General features: G+C 49.6%; 21 protein-coding genes. All 21 read left to right on the top strand.

The window, feature by feature from the left end; genetic code table 11:
• Positions 1–19: 19 nt before the first annotated feature.
• The 21 genes from MKX98_RS21825 (at position 20) to truB (ending at position 22,754) form a co-directional block, all read left to right on the top strand.
• On the top strand, positions 20–331 hold the full coding sequence (locus tag MKX98_RS21825; protein WP_194543557.1) for a hypothetical protein: 312 nt from the start codon (positions 20–22) through the stop codon (positions 329–331).
• A 25-nt stretch (positions 332–356) separates the two neighbouring features.
• Positions 357–902, top strand: coding sequence for a hypothetical protein (locus MKX98_RS21820; RefSeq protein WP_339218318.1), 546 nt, complete (start codon positions 357–359; stop codon positions 900–902).
• Positions 899–1,498, top strand: coding sequence for a hypothetical protein (locus MKX98_RS21815; protein WP_220684609.1), 600 nt, complete (start codon positions 899–901; stop codon positions 1,496–1,498). The genes MKX98_RS21820 and MKX98_RS21815 overlap by 4 nt, the downstream gene beginning before the upstream one ends.
• Before the next feature lie 238 nt (positions 1,499–1,736).
• Positions 1,737–2,435, top strand: a complete 699-nt coding sequence (rpsB, locus tag MKX98_RS21810; protein WP_009594753.1) for a 30S ribosomal protein S2 — start codon at positions 1,737–1,739, stop codon at positions 2,433–2,435.
• A gap of 248 nt (positions 2,436–2,683) precedes the next feature.
• Entirely contained in the window at positions 2,684–3,334 is a 651-nt protein-coding gene (gene tsf / locus MKX98_RS21805) for a translation elongation factor Ts (RefSeq protein WP_127592501.1), read from the top strand.
• A 294-nt stretch (positions 3,335–3,628) separates the two neighbouring features.
• Positions 3,629–4,357, top strand: a complete 729-nt coding sequence (gene pyrH / locus MKX98_RS21800; protein WP_006211297.1) for a UMP kinase — start codon at positions 3,629–3,631, stop codon at positions 4,355–4,357.
• Complete coding sequence (gene frr, locus MKX98_RS21795; RefSeq protein ID WP_006211296.1) at positions 4,357–4,911, top strand: ribosome recycling factor; 555 nt, start codon at positions 4,357–4,359, stop codon at positions 4,909–4,911. The genes pyrH and frr overlap by 1 nt, the downstream gene beginning before the upstream one ends.
• 73 nt (positions 4,912–4,984) lie before the next feature.
• A complete protein-coding gene (locus MKX98_RS21790) occupies positions 4,985–5,752 on the top strand; it encodes an isoprenyl transferase (RefSeq protein WP_071220111.1) in 768 nt (255 codons plus the stop codon).
• 20 nt (positions 5,753–5,772) lie between these two features.
• The gene (locus tag MKX98_RS21785) at positions 5,773–6,573 is read left to right on the top strand and encodes a phosphatidate cytidylyltransferase (RefSeq protein ID WP_071220112.1); all 801 of its coding nucleotides are present in this window, start codon (positions 5,773–5,775) and stop codon (positions 6,571–6,573) included.
• A gap of 18 nt (positions 6,574–6,591) precedes the next feature.
• Positions 6,592–7,731 (top strand): 1-deoxy-D-xylulose-5-phosphate reductoisomerase, encoded by a 1,140-nt coding sequence (locus tag MKX98_RS21780; protein WP_339218315.1) that lies wholly within the window; start codon positions 6,592–6,594, stop codon positions 7,729–7,731.
• A gap of 131 nt (positions 7,732–7,862) precedes the next feature.
• The gene (gene rseP / locus MKX98_RS21775; RefSeq protein WP_194543553.1) at positions 7,863–9,137 is read left to right on the top strand and encodes an RIP metalloprotease RseP; all 1,275 of its coding nucleotides are present in this window, start codon (positions 7,863–7,865) and stop codon (positions 9,135–9,137) included.
• 223 nt (positions 9,138–9,360) lie between these two features.
• Complete coding sequence (gene proS / locus MKX98_RS21770; protein ID WP_071220115.1) at positions 9,361–10,818, top strand: proline--tRNA ligase; 1,458 nt, start codon at positions 9,361–9,363, stop codon at positions 10,816–10,818.
• A 256-nt stretch (positions 10,819–11,074) separates the two neighbouring features.
• The gene (locus tag MKX98_RS21765) at positions 11,075–15,391 is read left to right on the top strand and encodes a PolC-type DNA polymerase III (RefSeq protein ID WP_339218312.1); all 4,317 of its coding nucleotides are present in this window, start codon (positions 11,075–11,077) and stop codon (positions 15,389–15,391) included.
• Positions 15,392–15,570: 179 nt separating this feature from the next.
• On the top strand, positions 15,571–16,032 hold the full coding sequence (rimP, locus tag MKX98_RS21760; protein WP_194543551.1) for a ribosome maturation factor RimP: 462 nt from the start codon (positions 15,571–15,573) through the stop codon (positions 16,030–16,032).
• Between the two features lie 32 nt (positions 16,033–16,064).
• Complete coding sequence (nusA, locus tag MKX98_RS21755) at positions 16,065–17,162, top strand: transcription termination factor NusA (protein WP_194543550.1); 1,098 nt, start codon at positions 16,065–16,067, stop codon at positions 17,160–17,162.
• Between the two features lie 25 nt (positions 17,163–17,187).
• The gene (locus tag MKX98_RS21750) at positions 17,188–17,499 is read left to right on the top strand and encodes a YlxR family protein (RefSeq protein WP_053492673.1); all 312 of its coding nucleotides are present in this window, start codon (positions 17,188–17,190) and stop codon (positions 17,497–17,499) included.
• Complete coding sequence (locus MKX98_RS21745; protein WP_181469797.1) at positions 17,492–17,815, top strand: YlxQ family RNA-binding protein; 324 nt, start codon at positions 17,492–17,494, stop codon at positions 17,813–17,815. Before MKX98_RS21750 ends, MKX98_RS21745 begins: the two co-directional genes overlap by 8 nt.
• Entirely contained in the window at positions 17,808–20,465 is a 2,658-nt protein-coding gene (gene infB / locus MKX98_RS21740; protein WP_339218311.1) for a translation initiation factor IF-2, read from the top strand. Before MKX98_RS21745 ends, infB begins: the two co-directional genes overlap by 8 nt.
• Positions 20,466–20,484: 19 nt before the next feature.
• On the top strand, positions 20,485–20,838 hold the full coding sequence (gene rbfA, locus MKX98_RS21735) for a 30S ribosome-binding factor RbfA (RefSeq protein WP_071220121.1): 354 nt from the start codon (positions 20,485–20,487) through the stop codon (positions 20,836–20,838).
• A 30-nt stretch (positions 20,839–20,868) separates the two neighbouring features.
• Complete coding sequence (locus MKX98_RS21730) at positions 20,869–21,846, top strand: bifunctional oligoribonuclease/PAP phosphatase NrnA (RefSeq protein WP_194543548.1); 978 nt, start codon at positions 20,869–20,871, stop codon at positions 21,844–21,846.
• Positions 21,843–22,754, top strand: a complete 912-nt coding sequence (truB, locus tag MKX98_RS21725) for a tRNA pseudouridine(55) synthase TruB (RefSeq protein ID WP_220684616.1) — start codon at positions 21,843–21,845, stop codon at positions 22,752–22,754. Before MKX98_RS21730 ends, truB begins: the two co-directional genes overlap by 4 nt.
• Position 22,755: the final 1 nt, after the last annotated feature.

The following is a 22,755-nucleotide window of genomic DNA, read 5'->3' as shown; positions in this document are numbered from 1 at the left end:
ATACCATGAGGTGATTCCATTGAGTTTGAAATCGGTTGAGATGCAAATTGCGGTCCCCAGAACCAATGAAGCGGGCAAGATGCATAATGAAACCCAGCAGCGCCCGATGAATGATCAGACGCTGCTTGCGGGTGAATTAACGAAGAACAGCCGTGCGGAAGCCCAGCGAAGCACGGAAGTGAGTGAGACGGCGGAGACAGCCGTGCGCGATGACGGTAGCCGTCAATCCTCTGGGCAGCAACAAGGCCGGGGAGCGGCAGAATCAAGCGAGACGGTGGAGCTGCCGGCAGAGCATCCTTATAAAGGCAAAAATTTCGATGTTTCGCTCTAGATAATTTATAGGCATAAAGGAGTTAATGGATTTGAAACCATGGATATATATCGTGCTGCTTGGCATTGCCGCCGTGCTGTACGCTTTTATGCTGCCGAAACGCCGTGAAGAGACCGTGTCCAGCGAGCGGGTTGTAAAAGAAGTGGAGAACACGCTTGAAGGATACATGGCGGAAATCCAAAATGAGAACGAACAGCTGGTGGAACTGGTTCGTCAGATGAAAAAAGAACTGGATGCCAAGCAGCAAGCACATCAAGAGCAGGTCAGTGATTTGCGGCACCGCATGCTGGCCATGGAGGAGAAGATGACCGATTCGCAAACGCGTCTTCGACTGGCGGAAGAGAAGCTGGCGCAAGCCGCTGCGGCCGTTTCTTTGTCTGCAGGAGCAGCTGCAGCGACGTCCGAAGCTGAATCTGCACCTGCTGTCCATTCCATCAAATCCAGATACGCGGAGCTGTTTGATCTATATGAACAAGGAAAGTCCATCGATATGATTGCCAAGACCACGGGTCTTCAGCGAGGCGAAGTTCAACTTATTATTCAGTTGGCCAAACAGGAGGAATCCGTGTGATCAAGAACCGTACATTTATGATGGGCCTGGGGAGCGGTCTCGTAATCGGTGCAGTGCTGCTTCAACTGATGTGGATTGGTCAAGGCACAATTGCATCACAGACGCAGGAATTAACGAAGGAGCAGCTTGTGGCTGCAGCGGAAGCTTTGGATATGCAGGTCGTCGAAGGTTCAGACGAGCTGTTGACGGCGGAGCAGTGGGAAGAGAAGAAGCTTGGCGAGGGCGGCGAGTCCGAAGGAGCCGATCCTGCACAGAAGACGGGAACGGAAAAGCCGGAAGCACCGGAGCAGCCGAAGAAGCCTGAGCCGGGCGAGGAGAAGAAACAGGAATCCCCTCGGGTAACGAATCCGGCGAAGCCGAAAACGCCGGCCAAAGCGGAAGCGCAGATTAAAGTAAACATTCCATCCGGAAACAATCTCAGCGATGTAGCAAACAGCCTTATGAATGCCGGCGTCATTGACAATAAACAGGCATTCATCACTCAAGCTACCGAGAATAAAATCAACACCAAGATCCTGAGCGGTACATACTCGTTTACGGCAGGCGAGAGCTACAATTCGATCTTCACGAAAATCACGACAAAACCCTCCAACTAGCACTCCGGTTGAGAGAGGTTTTTTTCTTTATAGGAGCTCTTCAAGCTCCTGATTGGCCGGACCTGATGAAGTACACAAAAGACATTGCAACCTGCCCATGGTTATGTTATAGTAATTGACGGTGTTAAAACACACGCCAGAGTGATTTCGTTGAGGGTGCTTCCAGGATTGGGAGTCTTAATGAAAAATGATCTCGGCGGAGGGACACACAAAAACCAAACTTAGGAGGTGCGTGAAGATGGCAGTAATCTCCATGAAACAGCTTTTGGAAGCTGGCGTTCACTTCGGTCACCAGACTCGTCGCTGGAACCCGAAAATGGATAAATTTATCTTCACTGAAAGAAACGGTATCTACATTATCGACCTGCAAAAAACGGTCAAGAAAGTTGAAGAAGCATTCAACTTCGTAAAAAGCGTAGCTGGAGAGAACGGTACAATCCTGTTCGTCGGCACGAAAAAACAAGCTCAAGATTCCGTGAAGGAAGAAGCAGAGCGTTGCGGTATGTTCTACATCAACCAACGTTGGCTCGGCGGAACTTTGACTAACTTCGAAACGATCCAAAAGCGTATCAACCGCTTGAAGCAGCTCGAAACTTGGGAAGAGGACGGCACGTTCCAAGTATTGCCTAAGAAAGAGGTTATCCTTCTCCGCAAAGAGAAAGATCGTCTTGAAAAATTCTTGGGCGGTATCAAGAACATGAAGGGTCTTCCAAGCGCATTGTTCGTTATCGATCCTCGCAAAGAGCGCATCGCAGTAGCGGAAGCTCGCAAATTGGGTATCCCAATCGTTGGTATCGTTGATACGAACTGTGATCCGGATGAAATCGACTATGTAATTCCAGGTAACGATGACGCGATCCGCGCTGTCAAATTGTTGACTGGTAAAATGGCCGATGCCGTTGTTGAAGCTCACCAAGGCGAAGAAACAACTGCTTAATCGGGATTAAACGTATAAACTATGAATTAAATGAAAAGGGTGGTTGGTAGGTGTATAACCTCTCACTGCCCTTTTTTTAAGATGTTAGAACGGATGACGTGCGAATAACGTGTGAAATCCGGAGCCTGGCATCCCAGGGGAAGAACAACTACTTAATGCGATCTGGAATCTTGGAGAGAACAAAAGAATGATCGTTTTCTTGAGGTCCAAACGCAAAACTTCATCATACCAATTTGGAGGGAATTCTAATGGCAGTAACAGCTAGTGCGGTAAAAGAACTTCGCGAAAGAACAGGCGCGGGCATGCTGGATTGCAAAAAAGCGCTGGATGAAACAAATGGTGATATCGACAAAGCGATCGCAGTGCTTCGCGAAAAAGGTTTGTCTGCAGCAGCTAACAAAGCTGGGCGTATTGCAACTGAAGGCGTTGTAGAGTCTTATATTCACGGTGGCGGACGAATCGGCGTTCTCGTTGAAATCAACTGTGAAACCGACTTCGTAGGTAAAACAGATCAATTTAAAGAGTTTGCTCGCGATATCGCTATGCATATTGCGGCTGCTAACCCTAAATATGTTCGTCGTGAAGAAGTGCCGACTGAAGATCTTGAGAAAGAAAAAGAAATTTTGAAAAACCAAGCCCTGAACGAAGGCAAGCCTGAAAAAATCGTTGAGAAAATGGTTGAAGGCCGCATCAACAAATACTATGAAGAATATTGCTTGCTTGAGCAATCCTTCATCAAAGATCCTGACAAAACGATCAACACGCTGCTTAACGAAAAAATCAGCACGATCGGTGAGAACATCTCCATCCGTCGTTTTGCCCGTTTTGAACTTGGCGAAGGCTTGGAGAAAAAACAAGACAACTTCGTTGAAGAAGTTATGTCCCAGGTGAATAAATAAGCCGAATGGGCTAATATAAGTTATAGAAAAGAGTGGAACACACCTGTGTTCCTTCTTTTTTAAGAGATATAAAGGCATAAGAGAGATAAGATTGTTATAAATTCGGAGTAAGGCACCCTTATCTCACAAGAAAGAATGGACTTTAGTCTGGATTAGACGACCAGAAGTTTCTACTTGAGACGGATGTTTTTACCCGATTTTTATAAACCGTCAAGCAGTGCCGGTGTGTCTGTCTGTCGTTTTTCAAACGGGCGTCGTATACTTAGGCGCCGTCTTAAAGTGGAGGGTTATCATTTGGAACAGCCAGTATATAAACGAGTGATATTGAAAGTCAGTGGGGAATCCCTTTCAGGGCAGAATGGATATGGTATTGATGCTGAGACGATCTCATCGATCGCTGAGCAGGTTCGCGAGGTGGTTGAGCTTGGTGTGGAGGTTGCCATCGTGTGCGGCGGCGGAAACATCTGGCGCGGTATCGCCGGCAGCGCGAACGGAATCGACCGTGCGACAGCAGATTATATGGGAATGCTGGCTACGGTGATGAACTCTTTGGCTCTTCAGGATGCTTTGGAGCAGATCGATGTGCCGACTCGGGTGCAAACCTCTATCTCAATGCAGCAAATTGCGGAGCCGTATATTCGCCGCAGAGCCATTCGGCATTTGGAAAAAGGTCGTGTCGTTATTTTTGCGGCAGGAACGGGTAACCCATACTTCTCCACCGATACGACTGCAGCGCTTCGCGCAGCGGAAATCGAAGCAGAAGTGATTCTCATGGCGAAGAACAAGGTGGACGGAGTGTACTCCGCTGATCCATTTAAGGATGAAACTGCCGAGAAGTACGAGCAGCTTACGTATCTAGACGTATTGAACAAAAACCTTGGGGTAATGGACTCTACAGCTTCATCGTTATGTATGGACAACAACATCCCGCTCATCGTCTTCGCTATTACGGAGCAAGGTAATATCAAGCGCGTCGTTCTGGGCGAGAAAATCGGAACGATCGTCAAAGGGAGTGTAGATTAATGCCGCAATCGGTGAAAAAGAATGCAGAAGAACGCATGGAAAAAGCGATCTTGTCTTTGAAGCGTGACCTGGCAACGCTGCGCGCAGGACGGGCAGCGCCAGCACTGCTCGACCGGATCACGGTTGAATACTACGGAGCACCAACCCCGCTGAATCAGCTGGCTAACATCAGCACGCCGGATTCAAGAACGCTCATGATCCAGCCTTGGGACAAGTCGTCCTTGGCCGATATCGAGAAAGCGATCATGAAATCGGATATCGGATTGACGCCGGCGAATGATGGTAATCAAATTCGTCTCGTCGTACCTGCACTGACGGAAGAACGCAGAACCGAACTGGTGAAAATGACGAAGAAATTCGGCGAGGAAGCGAAAGTGGCCATCCGCAACATTCGCCGTGATGCCAACGACGACATCAAAAAATTGGAGAAAACAGATATTTCCGAGGACGAGTCCCGGAGACATCAGGAAGATATCCAAAAAGCGACGGATAAATTTATCGCAGAAGTCGACAAAGTCCTCGTTGCTAAAGAAAAAGAGATCATGGAAGTATAAGAGACTTGTGGCCCCTCCTGTCAATGGTGGGGTTTGTCTCTTTTTTTGCAGAAAGATGCCTGGAGGAAATGGAATGATCAAACGGGTTCGATCGTGGTTGAATCAGGAGGACAGTCAGCAGACGCATCAGCTCTCTCCGGACAACATCCCACATCATGTCGCCATCATCATGGATGGTAATGGACGCTGGGCAAAACGGCGCGGTATGCCGCGAATCGTTGGACATCAGAATGGCATGAAGGCTGTCAAAAGAGCGGCCATTGCCGCCGATGATTTGGGAATCAAAATATTGACGATGTACGCTTTTTCGACAGAAAATTGGACGCGTCCGAAGGATGAGGTCGATTTTCTGATGAAGCTTCCGCAAGAGTTCCTGGCTATTGAGCTGGAAGAGCTGATCGAAAAAAATGTCCAGGTCCGCATGATGGGACATCCGGAAGACCTTCCGTCCCATACCGTGTCTGCGATGGAAGAAGCAGTTGCGAAGACAGCCGGCAATGACGGACTTGTGCTTAACTTTGCGCTCAATTACGGTAGCCGGAAAGAGATCACCGAAAGTGTCAAGGCGCTCGGACGAGAAGTTCGCGACGGGATTCTTCGTCCTGAGGATATTACAGAGGAACTGATTGGCCAGCGGCTCCTCACAGGCGAATTGCCGGATCCGGATTTACTGATCCGCACAAGCGGCGAGCTGCGGCTAAGTAATTTTATGCTGTGGCAGCTCGCGTACAGTGAGCTATGGTTTACGGATGCCTATTGGCCGGAATTTACCAAAGACCATTTGGTGGAGGCCGTAGCCGATTATCAACAAAGAACAAGGCGCTACGGTGGACTTTCGTAGCCGATGGAGGATGGAACGTTTTGAAACAGCGATTGATTACCGGAATTATAGCGGGAGCGGTCTTTTTAGGATTATGTTTCATAGGCGGTCTGTGGTACCATCTTCTGATTCTGGCGATGGCGCTAATCGGTTATTATGAGTTTGTGCGCATGACCAATACGGCACCGTTCGGGGGAACGGCGTGGATTGGATATGCGGGGGTGCTGTTGCTTGTATTTCCATGGGGTCCGCTTGATTTGAATATTCAGATCCCGTGGGAACATGTACTTTGGCTCCTGCTGCTTTTATTTTTACTGGCGACCGTGACGACGAAGAATGTAATTGATATCAAACGGGTTTCCTTATTGTTTATGGCATCAGCGTATATCGGAATCGGATTTTCCTTTATTGCCGAATCACGACATGCTCCTGACGGCCATGGCGTATTCTGGACTTTTCTGCTTCTGGCCTCGATCTGGGCAAGTGATGCGGGAGCGTATTTTGTCGGACGCGCCATGGGGCGCCATAAACTGTGGCCTTCCATAAGTCCGAACAAAACGGTTGAGGGTGCGCTCGGCGGTGTGGTCATCGCCGTGTTCACATCTCTGCTCTTTTCATTCTTCTCAGATGGATTCCTGACGGCTGGACAAGCGATTCTGATCGGACTTTCATGCGCTGTTATCGGTCAACTCGGGGATTTGGTGCAATCCGCCTATAAACGGGTGTATGACATCAAGGATTCGGGCAAACTGCTGCCGGGTCATGGAGGGATACTGGATCGATGTGACAGTTGGATCGTCGTATTTCCGTTTGTACATATATTGAGTCTCCTGCCTTACTGATGAAAGGAAAGATGTTGCATGAAGAAGATCAGCGTACTCGGCTCCACTGGCTCCATAGGTACCCAGACTTTGGATGTTGTAAGGAAACACCGGGAACATTTTCAGATTGAGGGCCTCGCTGCAGGGAGTAATAAGGACCTGCTGCTTCAGCAGGTCAAGGAGTTTTCTCCTCGCAAAGTGTCCGTTGCTACAAGAGAGCTTGCTGACAGCATAAGGCATGATCTTCCTGCCGGAACCGAAGTGTTCCATGGTCATGAAGGCTTGATCGAGATTGCGGCAGCGACAGATGCGGAAATGGTGGTTACAGCGGTCGTTGGAAGTTTGGGTCTGTCCTCTACACTTGCAGCGATTGATGGGGGGAAGACCATTGGGCTCGCCAATAAGGAGACGTTGGTAACGGCAGGTCATCTGGTTACGGCCCGGGCGGCTGCCAAAGGGGTAAAACTCTTGCCGATCGATAGCGAGCATTCCGCCATATTCCAATGCCTGAATGGAGAGCGGCATGAAGATATTGAACGGATCACGCTGACGGCTTCCGGAGGCTCATTCCGGGATTACACCCGGGAACAGTTGGTCAACGTTACGGTGGAGGATGCGCTTAAACATCCGAACTGGTCCATGGGTGCCAAGATCACGATTGATTCGGCCACCATGGTCAATAAAGGGCTTGAGGTGATCGAGGCCCATTGGTTGTATGGTATTCCTTACGACAACATTTCTGTACTGCTTCACCCGGAAAGCATCATTCACTCTTTTGTGGAATTCCGTGATTCGAGTATCATTGCCCAGCTCGGCAACCCGGATATGCGCGTTCCGATTCAATATGCGCTGACCTATCCGGAACGGTGGACTTCCCCTGCACCAAGGCTATCTTTAGCGGAAGCGGGCAAGCTGCATTTCCGGGAGATGGACCTTGAACGTTTTCCTTGTTTAAGGCTTGCTTATGAATGTGGTAAAATGGGTGGGACAGCGCCAACGGTATTCAACGCAGCTAATGAAATTGCGGTCGCCCGGTTTCTCCGCGGCGAAATCTCTTTTCTGCGAATTGAAGAGATCATTGAGGAAGTGCTGCAAAGCCATCATGTTGCGCCGGAACCGGCACTGGAAACGATTGAAGAGAGCGATCGGATCTCACGTGAATTAGCTTCCCGACTATAGGATTTGAAGTGTTTTTGAAATCTCCCTTGAAAAAAAGCGGACAGCTTGTGATTCTCTTGTGGACGACAGGAGAATAATGATAATCTATAGGGACATACTGCGTTCTCAGAGGAAAAGGGGGATGTAAAGAATTGGAAATGGTTCGGGTCGTTTTTTTAACGGTGCTCATGTTTTTTGTGATCGTTACCGTGCACGAATGGGGTCACTATTATTTTGCCCGGCGTGCCGGAATCTTGGTACGCGAGTTCGCGATTGGATTTGGTCCAAAGCTGTTCTCATATAAACGCCATGAAACGCAGTTTACGCTACGTCTTCTTCCATTCGGCGGATATGCCCGCATGGCCGGGGAAGATCCGGAACTTGTCGAGATTCAGCCCGGTCAGACGATTGCGGTTCGATTGAATGCAGAGAATCAAGTGAAAAAGATTTATCTGGATCAACTCGACAACCGTAAAAATGTCATTCGCGGCGAAGTCCAGTTTATGGATATGGTGGATCGTTTGTCGGTTAGGCTTGATGTGGATGGTGAGTTCCAGCAATTTGAAATCCATCCGCAAGCCTTGACGGTAGCCAAAGGTGTCGAGACGCAGATCGCACCGAGAGACCGTCAATTCGGCAGCAAAACCGTTGGCCAAAGAGCGCTTGCGATTTTTGCCGGTCCTGTCATGAACTTCATACTGGCCTTCGTGCTGTTTGCCCTTCACATTCAAATGGCCGGCATACCGGTTGAGAATCCAACCTATGTGCAGATTGGCGAGATTACTAAAGGCATGCCTGCAGATGAAGCCGATCTGAAAGAGGGAGACATCATCGAGAGCATTAACGGAACCGCCATTGGTGCCGATTATCAGAAGATGATCGAATTGATTGCGGCGTCCAAGGACAAGCCGATGGAATGGACTGTGCGCCGGGGTGAGGAATCATTTGATCTGACCTTAACTCCGCGGACGATGGAGGGACAGGAAGGCGGCAAGGTCGGGATTGTTCCTGAGCTTCCTACCCGATCCGCAGGGATTGGGGAGACAATTACCGGGTCCGGAACCGCAATGGTAGATACAACGAATATTATCTTCCAGGGCTTCAGACAGTTGATTCAGAAGTTCTCCATGGATGATCTTGGCGGTCCTGTACGGACGTTCGAAGTGACGGGGCAAATCGCCAAGCAGGGTATCGAACAGCTGACCTATTGGGCGGCCATTCTAAGCTTGTATCTGGGCATATTCAATCTGCTGCCGATTCCGGCACTCGATGGAAGCCGGCTTGTATTCTTAGGGATCGAAGCTTTAAGGGGCAAGCCAGTTGACCCGAACAGAGAAGGCATGGTTCATTTTGTCGGGTTTGCGATGCTGTTCCTGTTAATGATAGCCGTAACCTATAACGATATTTTGCGTTTGATCAACGGATAAAAACCTAGGGTACGGCTCGGTGCGCCAGCCGCAACGAAAAAGCCGTACCTTTTCTATTGTTAGCAGATGTTCATGTCTAACGATATCTAGCAAATGGAGTTGCTATAAATACAGGGCGGGCTATACAGCCGCAGCTCGTTCACACATATCGCCAATAACGCCAGTCAAGCCGTTAAACAGGGTTTAGACCATGCGTTTTATTAATGGGAGGCACACGATTTATATGTCTAAGGAATCGAAGGATAAACAATTCGTGACAGAGATTACGCCGCAAGCGGAAGATTTCTCGCGCTGGTATATCGATGTCATCAAAAAAGCGGACCTGATGGATTACTCTCCAGTCAGAGGCTGCATCGTCTTCAAACCGGACGGTTATGAAATTTGGGAGCATATCCAGGAAGAGTTGGATCGACGCTTTAAGGCAACGGGCCATCGGAATGCGTATTTCCCGCTGTTCATTCCCGAGAGCTTTTTCCAAAAGGAGAAGGAGCATGTCGAAGGATTTAATCCCGAGCTGCCATGGGTCACGGAAGCAGCTGGAGAGAAGCTGGAGGAACGTCTGGCGATCCGTCCGACTTCCGAAACGATGTTCGGGCACATGTATTCCAAATGGATTCAATCCTATCGTGATCTCCCTGTGCTGATTAACCAGTGGGCTAACGTGGTCCGCTGGGAAAAACGCACGCTGCCGTTCCTTCGCACGAGTGAGTTTCTATGGCAAGAAGGCCATACCGCGCACGAAACGGAAGTTGAGGCTAGAGGGGAAACCATGCAAATGCTGGATATCTATCAGCAATTCGTAGAGGACTACCTCGCGATTCCGGTAATCAAAGGGCAGAAGACACCTTCGGAGAAATTCGCTGGCGCCGTGGATACGTTCTCGATCGAAGCCATGATGAAAGACGGACGCGCTGTACAGGCTGGTACTTCGCATTATATGGGGACCAACTTCTCGCAAGCTTTTGACATCCAATATTTGAATCGTGAAAATACGCTGGAATATGCTCACACGACATCCTGGGGCGTCAGCACACGTCTCATTGGTTCGTTGATTATGGTCCATGGGGATGACCGCGGATTGGTGCTTCCTCCTAAAGTCGCGCCAACGCAAGTGATCATGATTCCAATTGGTCCGCCGAAGACGAGAGACGCGGTTGTGGGCCGTACGGACGAACTGTTCCGTGAACTGAAATCCGCAGGCATCCGCGTACGCGTTGACGACAATCCGGATGTGCGTCCAGGCTGGAAATTCAATGAGTATGAAATGCGCGGAGTACCGGTGCGTCTGGAGATCGGACCGCGTGACATGGAGAATGGTGTGTGCGTGCTTGTCTCCCGTATTACAGGCGAGAAGAAAATCGTAGAGCAAGCGAATCTGACCCAGGAAGTACAGAATATGCTGGAGCAGGTGCACCAGGAAATGTTCGAGCGCGCGAAGCAGTTCCGTGAGGATCATTTCTATTCGGTGGAGACACTGGATGAAATGAAGGACAGCATGGAGGAAAAACGCGGGTTTACCTTGGCTGGATGGTGCGGTTCGGAAGCTTGCGAAGATACCGTCAAGCAAGAAACCGGTGCTACGAGCAGAAACATTCCGTTCGAACCGGCCGAGAAGAAAACCAAGTGTCTCGTATGTGGTGAAGATGCGAAACATACCGTGCTGTTCGCGAGAGCGTACTAGTAAATCGATAATATGAATGTCCGGCAAGTTTGGGTGAGGGAGGAATCCTTCGTCAAGAACCGGGATTCATCATCTGGAGTAAGCTTCCGGATGGCAGTATGGCGGACGCTCTTACTTATTGGGGCAGGACGAATGGGTGCTGCCGACGGAAGCTTTATTCTATTTCTCACATCCGCTTTAACGCGGTTTGATTTCTGTGGACGTACGTCGATAGAAGTTTTTCTTATAGCTTTATGTAATGCAGGGGGAGGGAACCATGGGCACAACAGAAGATAAAAGGAAGCGATTTGAACTGCTGATCAAGCAGGGAGAAGTTCCGGCCAATCTGGTGGAACCCTATTTTTTGGATGGTGTGATCGAGCAGGTAGAGACAAGCAAGGCCAGCAAGGACTGGAGAATAACCGTCCTGAAGGAGACCTTGGTTCCAGCTGAGGTCTATCGCACATTTTGTCTGAGAATTCAGGAGAAGATGGGGCATATCGCGAAGATCAAATTTGTGTTCCGATATGGAAGCAGCGTTCCCGAAGCAGATATCGTGCAAGAATACTGGGGTTTGTTTCTAGAATGGGCACATCGTGAGATCCCTTCGGTTAATGGATGGATGACAAGGGCTAAATACGAGGTGGAAGATGGGCAAGTCCTTCTCTCCATGTCGGATGGCATGTCGCTGGAGCTTGCCCGCAAGAAACAGATCGATTCCGCCATTACCCGCTTTTTCGGGCAATATTTCGATCTGACGCTGCGCGTGAAAATGCAGGTCGGCGATAATGGTCAGGCGGCTTACGAGGAGTTCGAGCAGAGGAAGCGGGAAGAAGAACGCGAGGTCATCGAGCAGATCATGAGCAGCATGGAAGCTGAGCTGGATGCCGAGGATGAGGAAGAGGGCGCGGTTCGGCTGCAGGTTGGGTATGATATCAAGGAACCGCCGGTTCCGCTTCAGGAGATCCAAGACGAAGAGAAGAAAATTACGATTCAGGGAACCATCTTCGGATTGGATCGTAAGGAGCTTCGTAACGGAAGTACGTTATTCACGTTCTATCTGACGGATTTCAGCGATTCCTTGCAAATGAAAATGTTTGGTAAGACCAAGGAGGACTTGAAGGTCCTGAGCCTGCTTGAGAACGGCAAATGGGTGAAGGCACGCGGGCGCGTGGAATATGATCGGTTTATGCAGGTGCCGGAGCTGGTGATGATTCCGTCCGATCTTAATGAAGTGCCGGCACCGCCATCTCGTAAGGATAATGCAGCCGAGAAACGGGTAGAATTCCATCTGCATACAACGATGAGCACGATGGACGCAGTCACGCCGATCGACCGATACATCAAGACCGCGGCTGCCTGGGGCCATAAAGCGATTGCCGTTAGTGATCATGGCGGGGTGCAATGTTACCCTGAAGCAGCCAAGAACGCAAAGAAACACGGGATTAAAATGTTGTACGGCGTCGAGGCCAACGTTGTGAATGATGCCGTCAATATCGTGGAACAGGCACAGCCGATTGAACTGAGCAGCGCGACTTACGTGGTGTTCGATATTGAAACCACAGGTTTGTCCATCACCGCGAACAAGATTATCGAGCTGGCCGCAGTTAAGATGAACGAGGGCAAGGAAATTGGCCGATACGCCACTTTTGTCAACCCGCATGAGCGTATTCCATACCATATTCAGCAATTGACCAATATCAATGATGATATGGTTAAGGATGCTCCTGAACTGGAGCCGGTATTGAAAGAGTTTGTTGAATTCGTCGGGGATGCCGTGCTTGTGGCTCACAACGCTCGATTTGACATGGGATTCATTCAGGCAGCGCTCAAAAATGCCGGGATGGATACGCTCGACAATCCCTACCTGGATACGCTGGAGCTGGCACGTCTGGTACATCCAGGACTTAAGAATCATCGTCTTAACACGTTGGCTGACAAGTATAAGGTACTGCTCGAAAGCCATCACCGAGCGATTGACGATACGATTGCGCTGGCAGGAATCCTGAACGGGCTCCTTAGCGATGTGGACAAAACCAAAGGCGTTAAGATGCTGGACCGCCTCAATGATTATGTCGGTACGGATCTGTCCAATACCCGTCCTTTCCACTGCGGTATTTATGCTTTGAATATGACGGGCAAGAAAAACCTGTACAAGCTGATCTCCATGTCGCATACCGAATATTTCAAGCGAGTGCCGTGTATTCCTAAATCCAAGCTTCAAGAGATGCGAGATGGGTTACTGGTGCTTTCCGGCTGCGAAAAAGGGGAGTTCTTCGAAACGGTGCTGAACAAAACGGAGGAGGAAGCCGAAGAGATTGCGGACTTCTACGATGTTTTGGAGATTCAGCCGTTGACGATGTATATGCATTTGGTGGACAAAGGCTTGGTAGGCAGTCCCGAAGAGATCAAAACCGCAATTTCCAAAGTCGTGCGCATCGGCGAAAAACTGAACAAGCCGGTCATCGCCACAGGAAACGTGCACTATCTTGAACCGCGGGATAAGCTGTTCCGGGACATTACCATCCATGGAATTACCGGTTTCAGCCCGCTCAAGGATATGCGCAAGCCTGACGCGCATTTTCGGACTACCGAAGAAATGCTCGAAGAATTCGAGTTTTTGGGACAGAGTAAATGTTATGAAGTTGTTGTAACGAACACTAGCGAGCTGGCCGACCGCTTTGAAGAGTTGGAATTGTTCCCGGACAAGCTGTTTACGCCGATTCTGGATGGCGCGGATGAGGAAATCCGCAACACCTGCTACGACACGGCCAAGTCCATTTATGGCGAGAACTTGCCGGAAGTCGTAGTGGCCCGGTTGGAGAAAGAGCTTGAGCCGATCATTAAATACGGTTTCTCAGCGAACTATTTGATTTCCGAGAAACTGGTTAAGAAATCGAACCGGGACGGCTATTTGGTTGGTTCACGGGGTTCCGTAGGTTCATCCGTCGTTGCCACATTCCTCGGCATATCCGAGGTTAACCCGCTTCCCGCCCATTACATTTGCTTGAACGGCGACTGCAAACACAGCGAATGGTTCCTGGACGGCAGCGTGCCGAGTGGATTTGACTTGCCGGACAAAGCTTGTCCGGAATGCGGAAACATGATGAAAGGCGAGGGACAGGATATACCATTCGAAACCTTCCTGGGTTTTAAAGGGGATAAGGTTCCCGATATTGACTTGAACTTCTCCGGTGAATATCAGCCGCATGCCCATAATTTCACCAAAGAGATGTTTGGCGAGGAGAACGTATTCCGTGCCGGTACCATCGGCACCGTGGCAGAGAAGACGGCGTTTGGCTTTGCCAAAAAATATGAGGAACACAACAACAAGCGCTGGCGGGGCGCGGAATTGAACCGGCTGGCATCAGGCTGTACCGGCGTCAAGCGGAGCACAGGCCAGCATCCCGGCGGTATTGTCGTTGTGCCGGATTACATCGAAGTGGAAGAGATTACGCCGGTGCAATTCCCCGCGGACGATGTCAATGCAGAGTGGAAAACGACGCATTTTGATTATCACGCCTTTGAAGCGAATCTGCTCAAGCTGGATATTCTCGGACATGATGATCCGACGATGATGAGGATGCTCCAGGATTTGACCGGCGTGGATCCAACGACCATACCGATGAACGATCCGAAAGTAATGAGCATGTTTAACTCGACGGAAGCGCTTGGCGTCAGGCCGGAGCAAATACGCTCGCCGGTGGCCACCTTCGGCGTGCCGGAGATGGGTACCAAATTCGTACGTCAGATGCTGGTGGAATCGCAGCCGTCGAGTTTTGCCGACTTGTTGCAAATCTCGGGTCTGTCACACGGAACCGGCGTTTGGCTCGGCAACGCGCAAGAGCTTATCAAGAATGGTACATGCAACATCAAAACCGTTATTGGTTGCCGCGATGATATCATGTTGTTCCTGATTTATAAGGCTGGAATGGACGCGAGCCTCGCGTTTAAAATTACGGAAAGCGTACGTAAAGGCCGGGGATTGTCACAGGAATGGATTGACGAGATGAAGAAATGCAAAGTGCCGCAGTGGTACATTGATTCCTGTCTCAAAATCCAGTACATGTTCCCGAAAGCCCACGCCGCCGCGTATGTTATCTCAGCGGTGCGGACGGCTTACTTCAAGCTTTATTATCCGATCGAATATTATGCAACGTATTTCTCGGTGCGTGCCGAGGATTTCGATATCGAACTATGCTGTCAGGGTTATGAGGCGATTTATCGCCGGATTGAAGAGATTGAGCAGCTCGGCTTCGGAGCAAGCCCGAAAGAAAAGGGTATGCTGCCGATTTTGGAGATGGCGCTGGAAATGACAGCGAGGGGCTTCACGTTCAAGAACATCGATCTGTATGAATCGGATGCGCTCCGATTTAAGGTGGATGGAAACTCGCTCATACCGCCGTTCTCTGCGCTTGCGGGAATCGGCGATAACGCCGCCCGCAACATTGCTGCCGCGCGTGAATTTGGAGAATTCCTCTCCATCGAGGATTTCCAGCAAAAATCGAAGGCAAGCAAAACCGCCGTGGAGCTGTTAACCCAAATGGGATGCTTCCGCGGTCTGCCGGAGAGCAACCAGTTGTCATTGTTCTGATTCTTGTCATTCTTTCATGGCCGTGACGCCTTGACAGTCAAGGAGTCATACTTGTCACTATTACCAGACTATGTTATAATTTTTTTGGTAATCATGGAGATAAAACCGTTGTGTAAAGAGTGGGGCAACCCACTCTTTACTCTTTGGTATATAGGAAATCAACTTGGAGGTTATGTTCTTTGAGCACATCAAAGATTAAAACGACTGTGGAAGAAATGGTGCAGCCGTATTTGGACGAACACGGCTTTGAACTGGTAGATGTGGAATACGTGAAGGAAGGAAGCAACTGGTTCTTGCGCGTGTTTGTTGATAAAGACGGCGGCATTGACATTGACGATTGCGGTTTAATCAGTGAATACCTGAGCCAGAAGCTGGACGAGAACGATCCGATCCCGACAGCTTATTTTCTTGAAGTCTCTTCTCCTGGCGCGGAACGTCCCCTGAAGAAAAAAGAGGATGTTGCGAAGTCAGTCGGCAAGGACGTGTTTGTAACGGTATACGAGCCGATTAACGGGTTGAAAGAGTTTGAAGGCAAGCTGGAATCCTTTGATAACGAGGAGCTAGTCATTCAAACCGTCAAGAAACAGTACGTGATTCCATATGCAAAAGTAGCCAGTGCCAGATTGGCCATCATTTTTTAAACGGAAGTTTTGAAAGGGGGAACCGATTTTCAATGAGTATGGATTTTATTGAAGCGATGAATGAGTTGGAAAGAGAAAAGGGCATCAGTAAGGATGTGCTGTTTGAAGCCATTGAAGCGGCACTGATCTCGAGTTACAAGCGCAATTTCAACACGGCGCAAAATGTACGGGTAGACATGAATCGCAATACGGGTGTTATCAAGGTGTTCGCGCGGAAGCTGATTGTGGAAGAGGTGCTGGATCCGCGGACTGAAATTTCGCTGCATGCAGCCCGGGAAATCAATCCGCATTTTCAGATTGAAGATATAGCGGAAATCGAGGTTACGCCACGTGATTTTGGACGGATTGCAGCTCAAACGGCAAAGCAAGTTGTTACCCAGCGCATTAGAGAAGCCGAACGCGGCCTGATCTACAGCGCTTTTATTGACAAGGAAGATGATATCGTAACGGGTACGCTGCAGCGTCAAGATTTACGTAACATCTATATCGACCTTGGCAAGATCGAAGCGGCTCTGCCGCTTACCGAGCTTATGCCTAACGAGAAGTTCAAGCATGGCGACCGGATCAAAGCGTACATTACCAAGGTTGAGAATACCACCAAAGGGCCGCAGATTATGCTGTCCCGTACGCATCCGGGCCTCTTGAAGCGCCTGTTCGAGCTTGAAGTGCCGGAAATCTTTGACGGCGTTGTTGAAATTCGCTCGGTTGCGCGCGAAGCTGGATTCCGCTCCAAAATTGCGGTATTTTCCCGTAACGATGAAGTCGATCCGGTTGGCTCTTGCGTAGGACCTAAAGGTATGCGCGTACAGACGATTGTCAATGAGCTTCGCGGCGAAAAGATTGACATCGTGCGTTATTCCGAACAGGTTGAAGAATACGTGGCCAATGCGCTAAGCCCATCCAAAGTACTTGAAGTTCAAGTGTTTGAAGATGAGAAGATGGCGCGTGTAATTGTTCCGGATTATCAACTCTCGCTTGCGATTGGGATCAAAGGCCAGAATGCTCGTCTCGCGGCGAAGCTGACAGGCTGGAAGATTGATATTAAGAGCGAAAGTCAGGCGGAGCAGGAATTTGGCAGACCGAAGTCCCAATCAGGTGAAATGCACCAGGATTCTGTCTCTGTCGATTAATTCCAAATGACAGGGGGTTGTCGTCTTGAAACAGAGAAAGATACCGCTGCGTAAATGTGTAGCGTGTCAGGAAATGATGCCGAAGAAAGAGCTTATCCGGATTGTTAGGACTCCCGAGGATGCTGTCCTGATCGATCTCACCGGCAAAAAGTCGGGACGGGGAGCGTATTTATGCGGCAAAGTTTCCTGCTTCAAGCTGGCGCACAAAAATAAAGCACTGGATCGCGCGTTGAAACAACATGTGAAGCCAGAGATCTATGAACAGTTGGCACAGGATTTCATCAAGGTGGAAGATGAATTCCTGGCTGCAAAAGAGAGTGCTGCCGATGATGAATAGGGCGCTTTCTCAGCTCGGCCTGGCCATGAGGGCAGGTAAGGTGGTTACCGGGGATGAGATCGTGCTCAAAGCCATCCGGTCTTCTGAAGCAAAATTGGTTATTCTGGCGGGTGACGCCTCAGTGAATACAACAAAGAAGATCCGCGATAAATGCGGTTCTTACAATATCCCTCTGGTAATCGGATTTGACCGGGAAAGTCTGGGCACAAGTGTAGGTAAACCCGAGCGGGTTGTGCTGGCAGTTACGGATCAAGGATTCGCAGAAATGATCTCCAAGAAACTGGAGACAATGTCGGAGGTGGAGTATATTGAGTAAACAGGAAAACAAAGACAATAAACTTCGAGTATACGAATATGCTAAATCGTTGAACATGAGCAGTAAAGAAATCATCACGATCCTTAAACGTTTGAACGTTCCGGTCAATAACCATATGAGCGTAATGGAAAACGATACGGTGTCCAAGGTCGAGCAGTTCTTTAAAGATATCAAATCGAATGCAGCAGCCAAGCGGGATAGTGGCGACGCTTCCCGAACCGAGAATCGTAAACCGACGGTTTCCGGAGCCAATGCGGCTGCAACTGTATCCAATGCAAGAACAGAAGGCACTTCCGCTAGCGGAAGTGCAGAAGGCAACCGTAATGGGCAGGACGGTATGCGTAATTCAGGACAGAGAGCAACAGGACAACAAGGTCAAAGCCAGCCCAAAAAACAACAGGAAAAGCAGGTAGGTATGAATAGTAGAACGAATCAAAACACTCAGAATGCTTCAGGTTCCCAGCGTCCCCAAGGAGGACAGGATACCCGAAGAAATCAGTCTGGCTCCGCACAAGGAAGTCAGCAGAACAATCGTAGCCAAGCATCCAGACCAGGCGGCAGCACGCAGACCGGATCACGTCCTCAGGGCGGAGGTCAAGGCGGCGCACGTCCGCAAGGCAGTAATCAAGGTGGATCGCGTCCGCAGGGCAGCAACAACCAAGGCGGAGCACGTCCACAGAGCAAGCCGGGTGGAACCGGAGGCGGATTCACAAGCTCTAACAACAACAGTAACAGCCAGAACCGCGGTTCCAGAAACAACAATAACAATCGTTCAGACTCCAAGCGTTTTGATGACAACAACCGTCAAGGTGGATTCCGTGGCAACAATCGCGGTGGAAAGAACAACCGTGGCCGGAATCAACATAATCAGCAGCCGCCTCGTGAGAAAATCGACAACACGCCGAAGAAAATTATCGTCCGTGGCAACATGACCGTCGGTGAAACGGCGAAGCTGCTTCACAAGGACGCTTCCGAAGTCATCAAGAAGCTGATTTTCCTCGGCGTGATGGCCACCATCAACCAGGAGCTGGATATCGATACGATTCTATTGCTCGCTGGCGAATTCGGTGTAGAAGTCGAAGTGAAAATTCCGGTTGAGGAAGATCGTTTTGAGACCGTTGAAGAAAACGATGCTCCGGAAGAACTGAAAGAGCGTCCACCGGTCGTTACCATCATGGGTCACGTCGACCACGGTAAAACGACGCTGCTTGATGCGATCCGTTCCACGAATGTATCGAGTGGAGAGGCTGGCGGTATTACGCAGCATATCGGTGCTTATCAAGTCGAGATCAATAACAAGAAGATTACGTTCCTGGATACACCAGGCCACGAAGCGTTTACGGCTATGCGTGCCCGTGGTGCGCAAGTAACGGATATGACGATCATCGTGGTTGCGGCTGACGACGGCGTGATGCCACAGACGGTCGAAGCGATTAACCATGCGAAAGCTGCAGGCTTGCCGATCATCGTTGCCGTAAACAAAATCGATAAACCTGATGCTAACCCGGATAAAGTCAAACAAGAATTGACGGAATACGAGTTAGTGCCTGAAGAGTGGGGCGGAGACACCATCTTCGTTAACGTTTCGGCGAAACAGCGGATGGGTCTGGAAGACTTGCTTGAAATGATTCTTCTGGTAGCAGAAGTGAATGAATATAAAGCAAACCCTGACAAACGCGCACGCGGTACTGTTATTGAGGCTGAGCTCGATAAAGGCAGAGGTCCGGTAGCACGCATTCTCGTTCAGCATGGTACATTGAAAGTGGGCGACGCCTTCGTAGCGGGCAACTGCTTTGGTCGTATTCGTGCAATGGTGAACGATAAAGGACGTCGATTAAAAGAAGCGGGTCCTTCAACGCCGGTTGAAATTACCGGTTTGACTGAAGTTCCAGGCGCCGGCGATCCGTTTATGGTGTTTGAAGATGAGCGTAAAGCGCGTAATATCGCTGATAAGCGTGCGATTACCCATCGTCAATCCGAGTTGAACACGAATACCCGCGTGACGCTGGATGATCTGTTCCAACACATTAAAGACGGTGAGATCAAAGATCTTAACGTGATTATCAAAGGTGACGTACAAGGTTCTGTTGAGGCGCTGAAAGGTTCCTTGAACAAAATCGAGGTGGAAGGCGTTCGCGTCAAAATTATCCACAGCGGTGCCGGGGCAATCACGGAATCCGATATTATTTTGGCCGCTGCTTCCAACGCGATTGTTATCGGCTTTAACGTTCGTCCGGACGTTCAAGCGAAGCAAACCGCCGAGCAGGAAAAGGTTGATATTCGTCTGCACCGTGTAATATATAATGTAATCGAGGAAATTGAGCAAGCTATGAAGGGGATGCTCGATCCGGAGTACAAAGAAACCGTGATCGGTCATGCGGAAGTCCGCAACACCTTTAAAGTGAGCAAAGTGGGTACGATTGCAGGATGTATGGTGACATCCGGTAAAATTGCGCGTAACGCAGAAGTTCGCTTGATCCGTGACGGCATTGTCGTTCATGAAGGCAAGATCGATTCCCTCAAGCGCTTTAAAGATGACGCTAAAGAAGTGGCACAGGGTTATGAGTGCGGTATTACCTTGGCAAGCTATAGCGACGTCAAAGAAGGAGACGTAATCGAAGCCTTCATCATGGAGACGGTAGAGCGCTAACGAATGAGGTGATCAGACCATGGCAAAAATCAGAACTGGGCGCGTAGGCGAGCAGATTAAAAAAGAGCTCAGCCAACTGATCCAAACGGAGATGAAAGACCCAAGAATCGGTTTCATTACAGTGACCGGTGTTGATGTTACAAACGACCTGTCTCAAGCGAAGGTATACCTGAGCGTGCTCGGCGACGACGAGCAGAAGGCAGCTTCTTTAAAAGGGTTGGAGAAGGCAAGCGGCTTTCTCCGCTCCGAGCTGGGCAAGCGGATTCGACTCCGGCATGTGCCGGAGCTGATCTTCAAATTCGATGATTCCATTGCGTACGGCAGCCATATTGAGAAGCTGTTGACCGAAATCGTGGATCGCGAAGAGAAATAGAGTAGTTCGTTTTTATAAAGGAGAGGGCGAATGCAGACCTATGAACAAGAGCTGCAGCAGGTGAAGTCATTCCTGCTGGAGCACGATGATTATTTGGTTGTGTCGCATGTTCAGCCCGATGGAGATGCAGTCAGTTCCACCCTAGCGGTGGGCTGGCTTCTCTCATGTCTGGGCAAGAAATTCACGATGATCAATGAGGGGCCCATTCCAAAACGCATGAAAATGTTGTGGCATGCAGAAGACATTCTCAATCTGTCAGAACAGCATCCTGGAAGAACGTTCTCACACGTCATTTGTGTGGATTGTGCGGATTTTGCTAGAGTAGGCTATACGAAACAAGTATTTGCCGATCATGCAAGCATCGTTAATATTGACCATCATCCAACAAACGATCGTTATGGAGCCGTCAACCTGGTCGTGCCGGACGCGGCAGCAACCGCTGAAATCCTTTATGATTTGCTGAATTTGTTTGAAGTGAACTGGGATGCCGATATTGCAACAGCGATATATACGGGATTGTTAACCGATACCGGCGGTTTTCGCTATTCGAATACATCGCCCAAGGTCATGAGTATTGCTTCGGATCTGTTGTCCTATGGCGTCAACGGTCCCGAGATTGCGGAAACGTTACTGGAGGAAATGACGCTTCCACAGATGAAGGTGCTGGTTCAGGCGTTAAACACGTTAAGTCTGTCGGATGACGGCAAAATAGCCTGGGTATACGTAACGCCTGAGTTTATGGAATTATGCGGCGCCGTTAGCGAGGATCTGGAGGGAATTGTCAATTACCCCCGCAACATTCAGGGAGTTGAAGTCGGCATTCTGTTCAAATCGCTGAAGTCCGGAATGGTCAAGGCGAGTTTACGTTCAGCCGGAAAAGTGGATGTGGCGGCATTAGCCCAAATATTTGGCGGAGGCGGCCATGTGCGGGCAGCCGGTTGCAGCATTGAAGGCTCGCTTCATGACATCATTCCTAGAGTAATAGAGCAGGTGAGATTAAAGCTATGACACAATTAGAAGGCATCTTGGCCGTTCACAAGCCGGCAGGCTGGACATCCCACGATGTGGTCGCGAAAGTTCGGGGAATGGTTCGTTTGAAGCGAATCGGACATACGGGCACGCTGGACCCCGAAGTAACGGGTGTGCTTCCGTTATGCTTGGGGAGAGCCACACGAGTTGTGGAATACCTGCAGGAACTGCCTAAAGAATATCATGCGGTTCTCCGCCTCGGATATTCGACGGATACCGAAGATATTACCGGGAATGTAGTGGAGACGGCAGATGATGTCCATGTGACAAGGGAGGAAGCGCTTGAAGCGCTGCAATCTTTTACAGGCCAGATCTCGCAGATCCCGCCCATGTTTTCCGCTGTCAAAATCAATGGTAAACGATTATACGAGCTTGCCAGAGAAGGGAAGACGGTGGAACGCAAGAGCCGGACGGTAACGATTCATGAAATCGAAATGACGGATTTTGATGCTGAAGGGGATTATACGGAAATTTCTTTCCGCGTATTATGCTCCAAAGGTACATACATCCGCACCCTTTGCGTGGATATCGGGAAGAAGCTCGGCGTGCCATCTGTCATGGTTAAGCTGGTACGCACAGTATCAGCGGGAATCACGGAGGAGCAGTGCTTAACCCTGGAGCAAATTGAGCAGTTCATGAAGGATGATACGCTGCACACCCGGCTCATTCCCGTGGATCAAGCGATTGATTATCTGCCGAAGCATACGGTTTCTGAAGAGAAAACCGATGCTGCCCTGCAAGGACAGCGCTTGTCCTCAAGAGCGGTGGAGCCGCCGGTTGACAGCTCGGAGCCTATTCGTTTGTATGATATAAAGGAAAACTTTCTGGGAATCTATAAGCGGCAAGAGGAGACAGGGGCTATCGTTCCTGTGAAAGTATTTTCCTAAG

This window comes from Paenibacillus sp. FSL W7-1332 (genome assembly GCF_037969785.1).
Classification (GTDB): domain Bacteria; phylum Bacillota; class Bacilli; order Paenibacillales; family Paenibacillaceae; genus Paenibacillus_AQ.
This window is presented reverse-complemented; position numbering and strand designations above follow the sequence as displayed.

Excerpts from the sequence above, each read along its gene's own strand:
- nusA (WP_194543550.1), top strand. The coding sequence starts at position 16,065 with ATGAGTATGGATTTTATTGAAGCGATGAATGAGTTGGAAAGAGAAAAG.
- rpsB (WP_009594753.1), top strand. The coding sequence starts at position 1,737 with ATGGCAGTAATCTCCATGAAACAGCTTTTGGAAGCTGGCGTTCACTTC.
- tsf (WP_127592501.1), top strand. The coding sequence starts at position 2,684 with ATGGCAGTAACAGCTAGTGCGGTAAAAGAACTTCGCGAAAGAACAGGC.
- truB (WP_220684616.1), top strand. The coding sequence starts at position 21,843 with ATGACACAATTAGAAGGCATCTTGGCCGTTCACAAGCCGGCAGGCTGG.
- frr (WP_006211296.1), top strand. The coding sequence starts at position 4,357 with ATGCCGCAATCGGTGAAAAAGAATGCAGAAGAACGCATGGAAAAAGCG.
- MKX98_RS21820 (WP_339218318.1), top strand. The coding sequence starts at position 357 with ATGGATTTGAAACCATGGATATATATCGTGCTGCTTGGCATTGCCGCC.
- MKX98_RS21790 (WP_071220111.1), top strand. The coding sequence starts at position 4,985 with ATGATCAAACGGGTTCGATCGTGGTTGAATCAGGAGGACAGTCAGCAG.
- MKX98_RS21765 (WP_339218312.1), top strand. The coding sequence starts at position 11,075 with ATGGGCACAACAGAAGATAAAAGGAAGCGATTTGAACTGCTGATCAAG.
- proS (WP_071220115.1), top strand. The coding sequence starts at position 9,361 with ATGTCTAAGGAATCGAAGGATAAACAATTCGTGACAGAGATTACGCCG.
- MKX98_RS21730 (WP_194543548.1), top strand. The coding sequence starts at position 20,869 with ATGCAGACCTATGAACAAGAGCTGCAGCAGGTGAAGTCATTCCTGCTG.
- rbfA (WP_071220121.1), top strand. The coding sequence starts at position 20,485 with ATGGCAAAAATCAGAACTGGGCGCGTAGGCGAGCAGATTAAAAAAGAG.
- MKX98_RS21745 (WP_181469797.1), top strand. The coding sequence starts at position 17,492 with ATGAATAGGGCGCTTTCTCAGCTCGGCCTGGCCATGAGGGCAGGTAAG.
- MKX98_RS21780 (WP_339218315.1), top strand. The coding sequence starts at position 6,592 with ATGAAGAAGATCAGCGTACTCGGCTCCACTGGCTCCATAGGTACCCAG.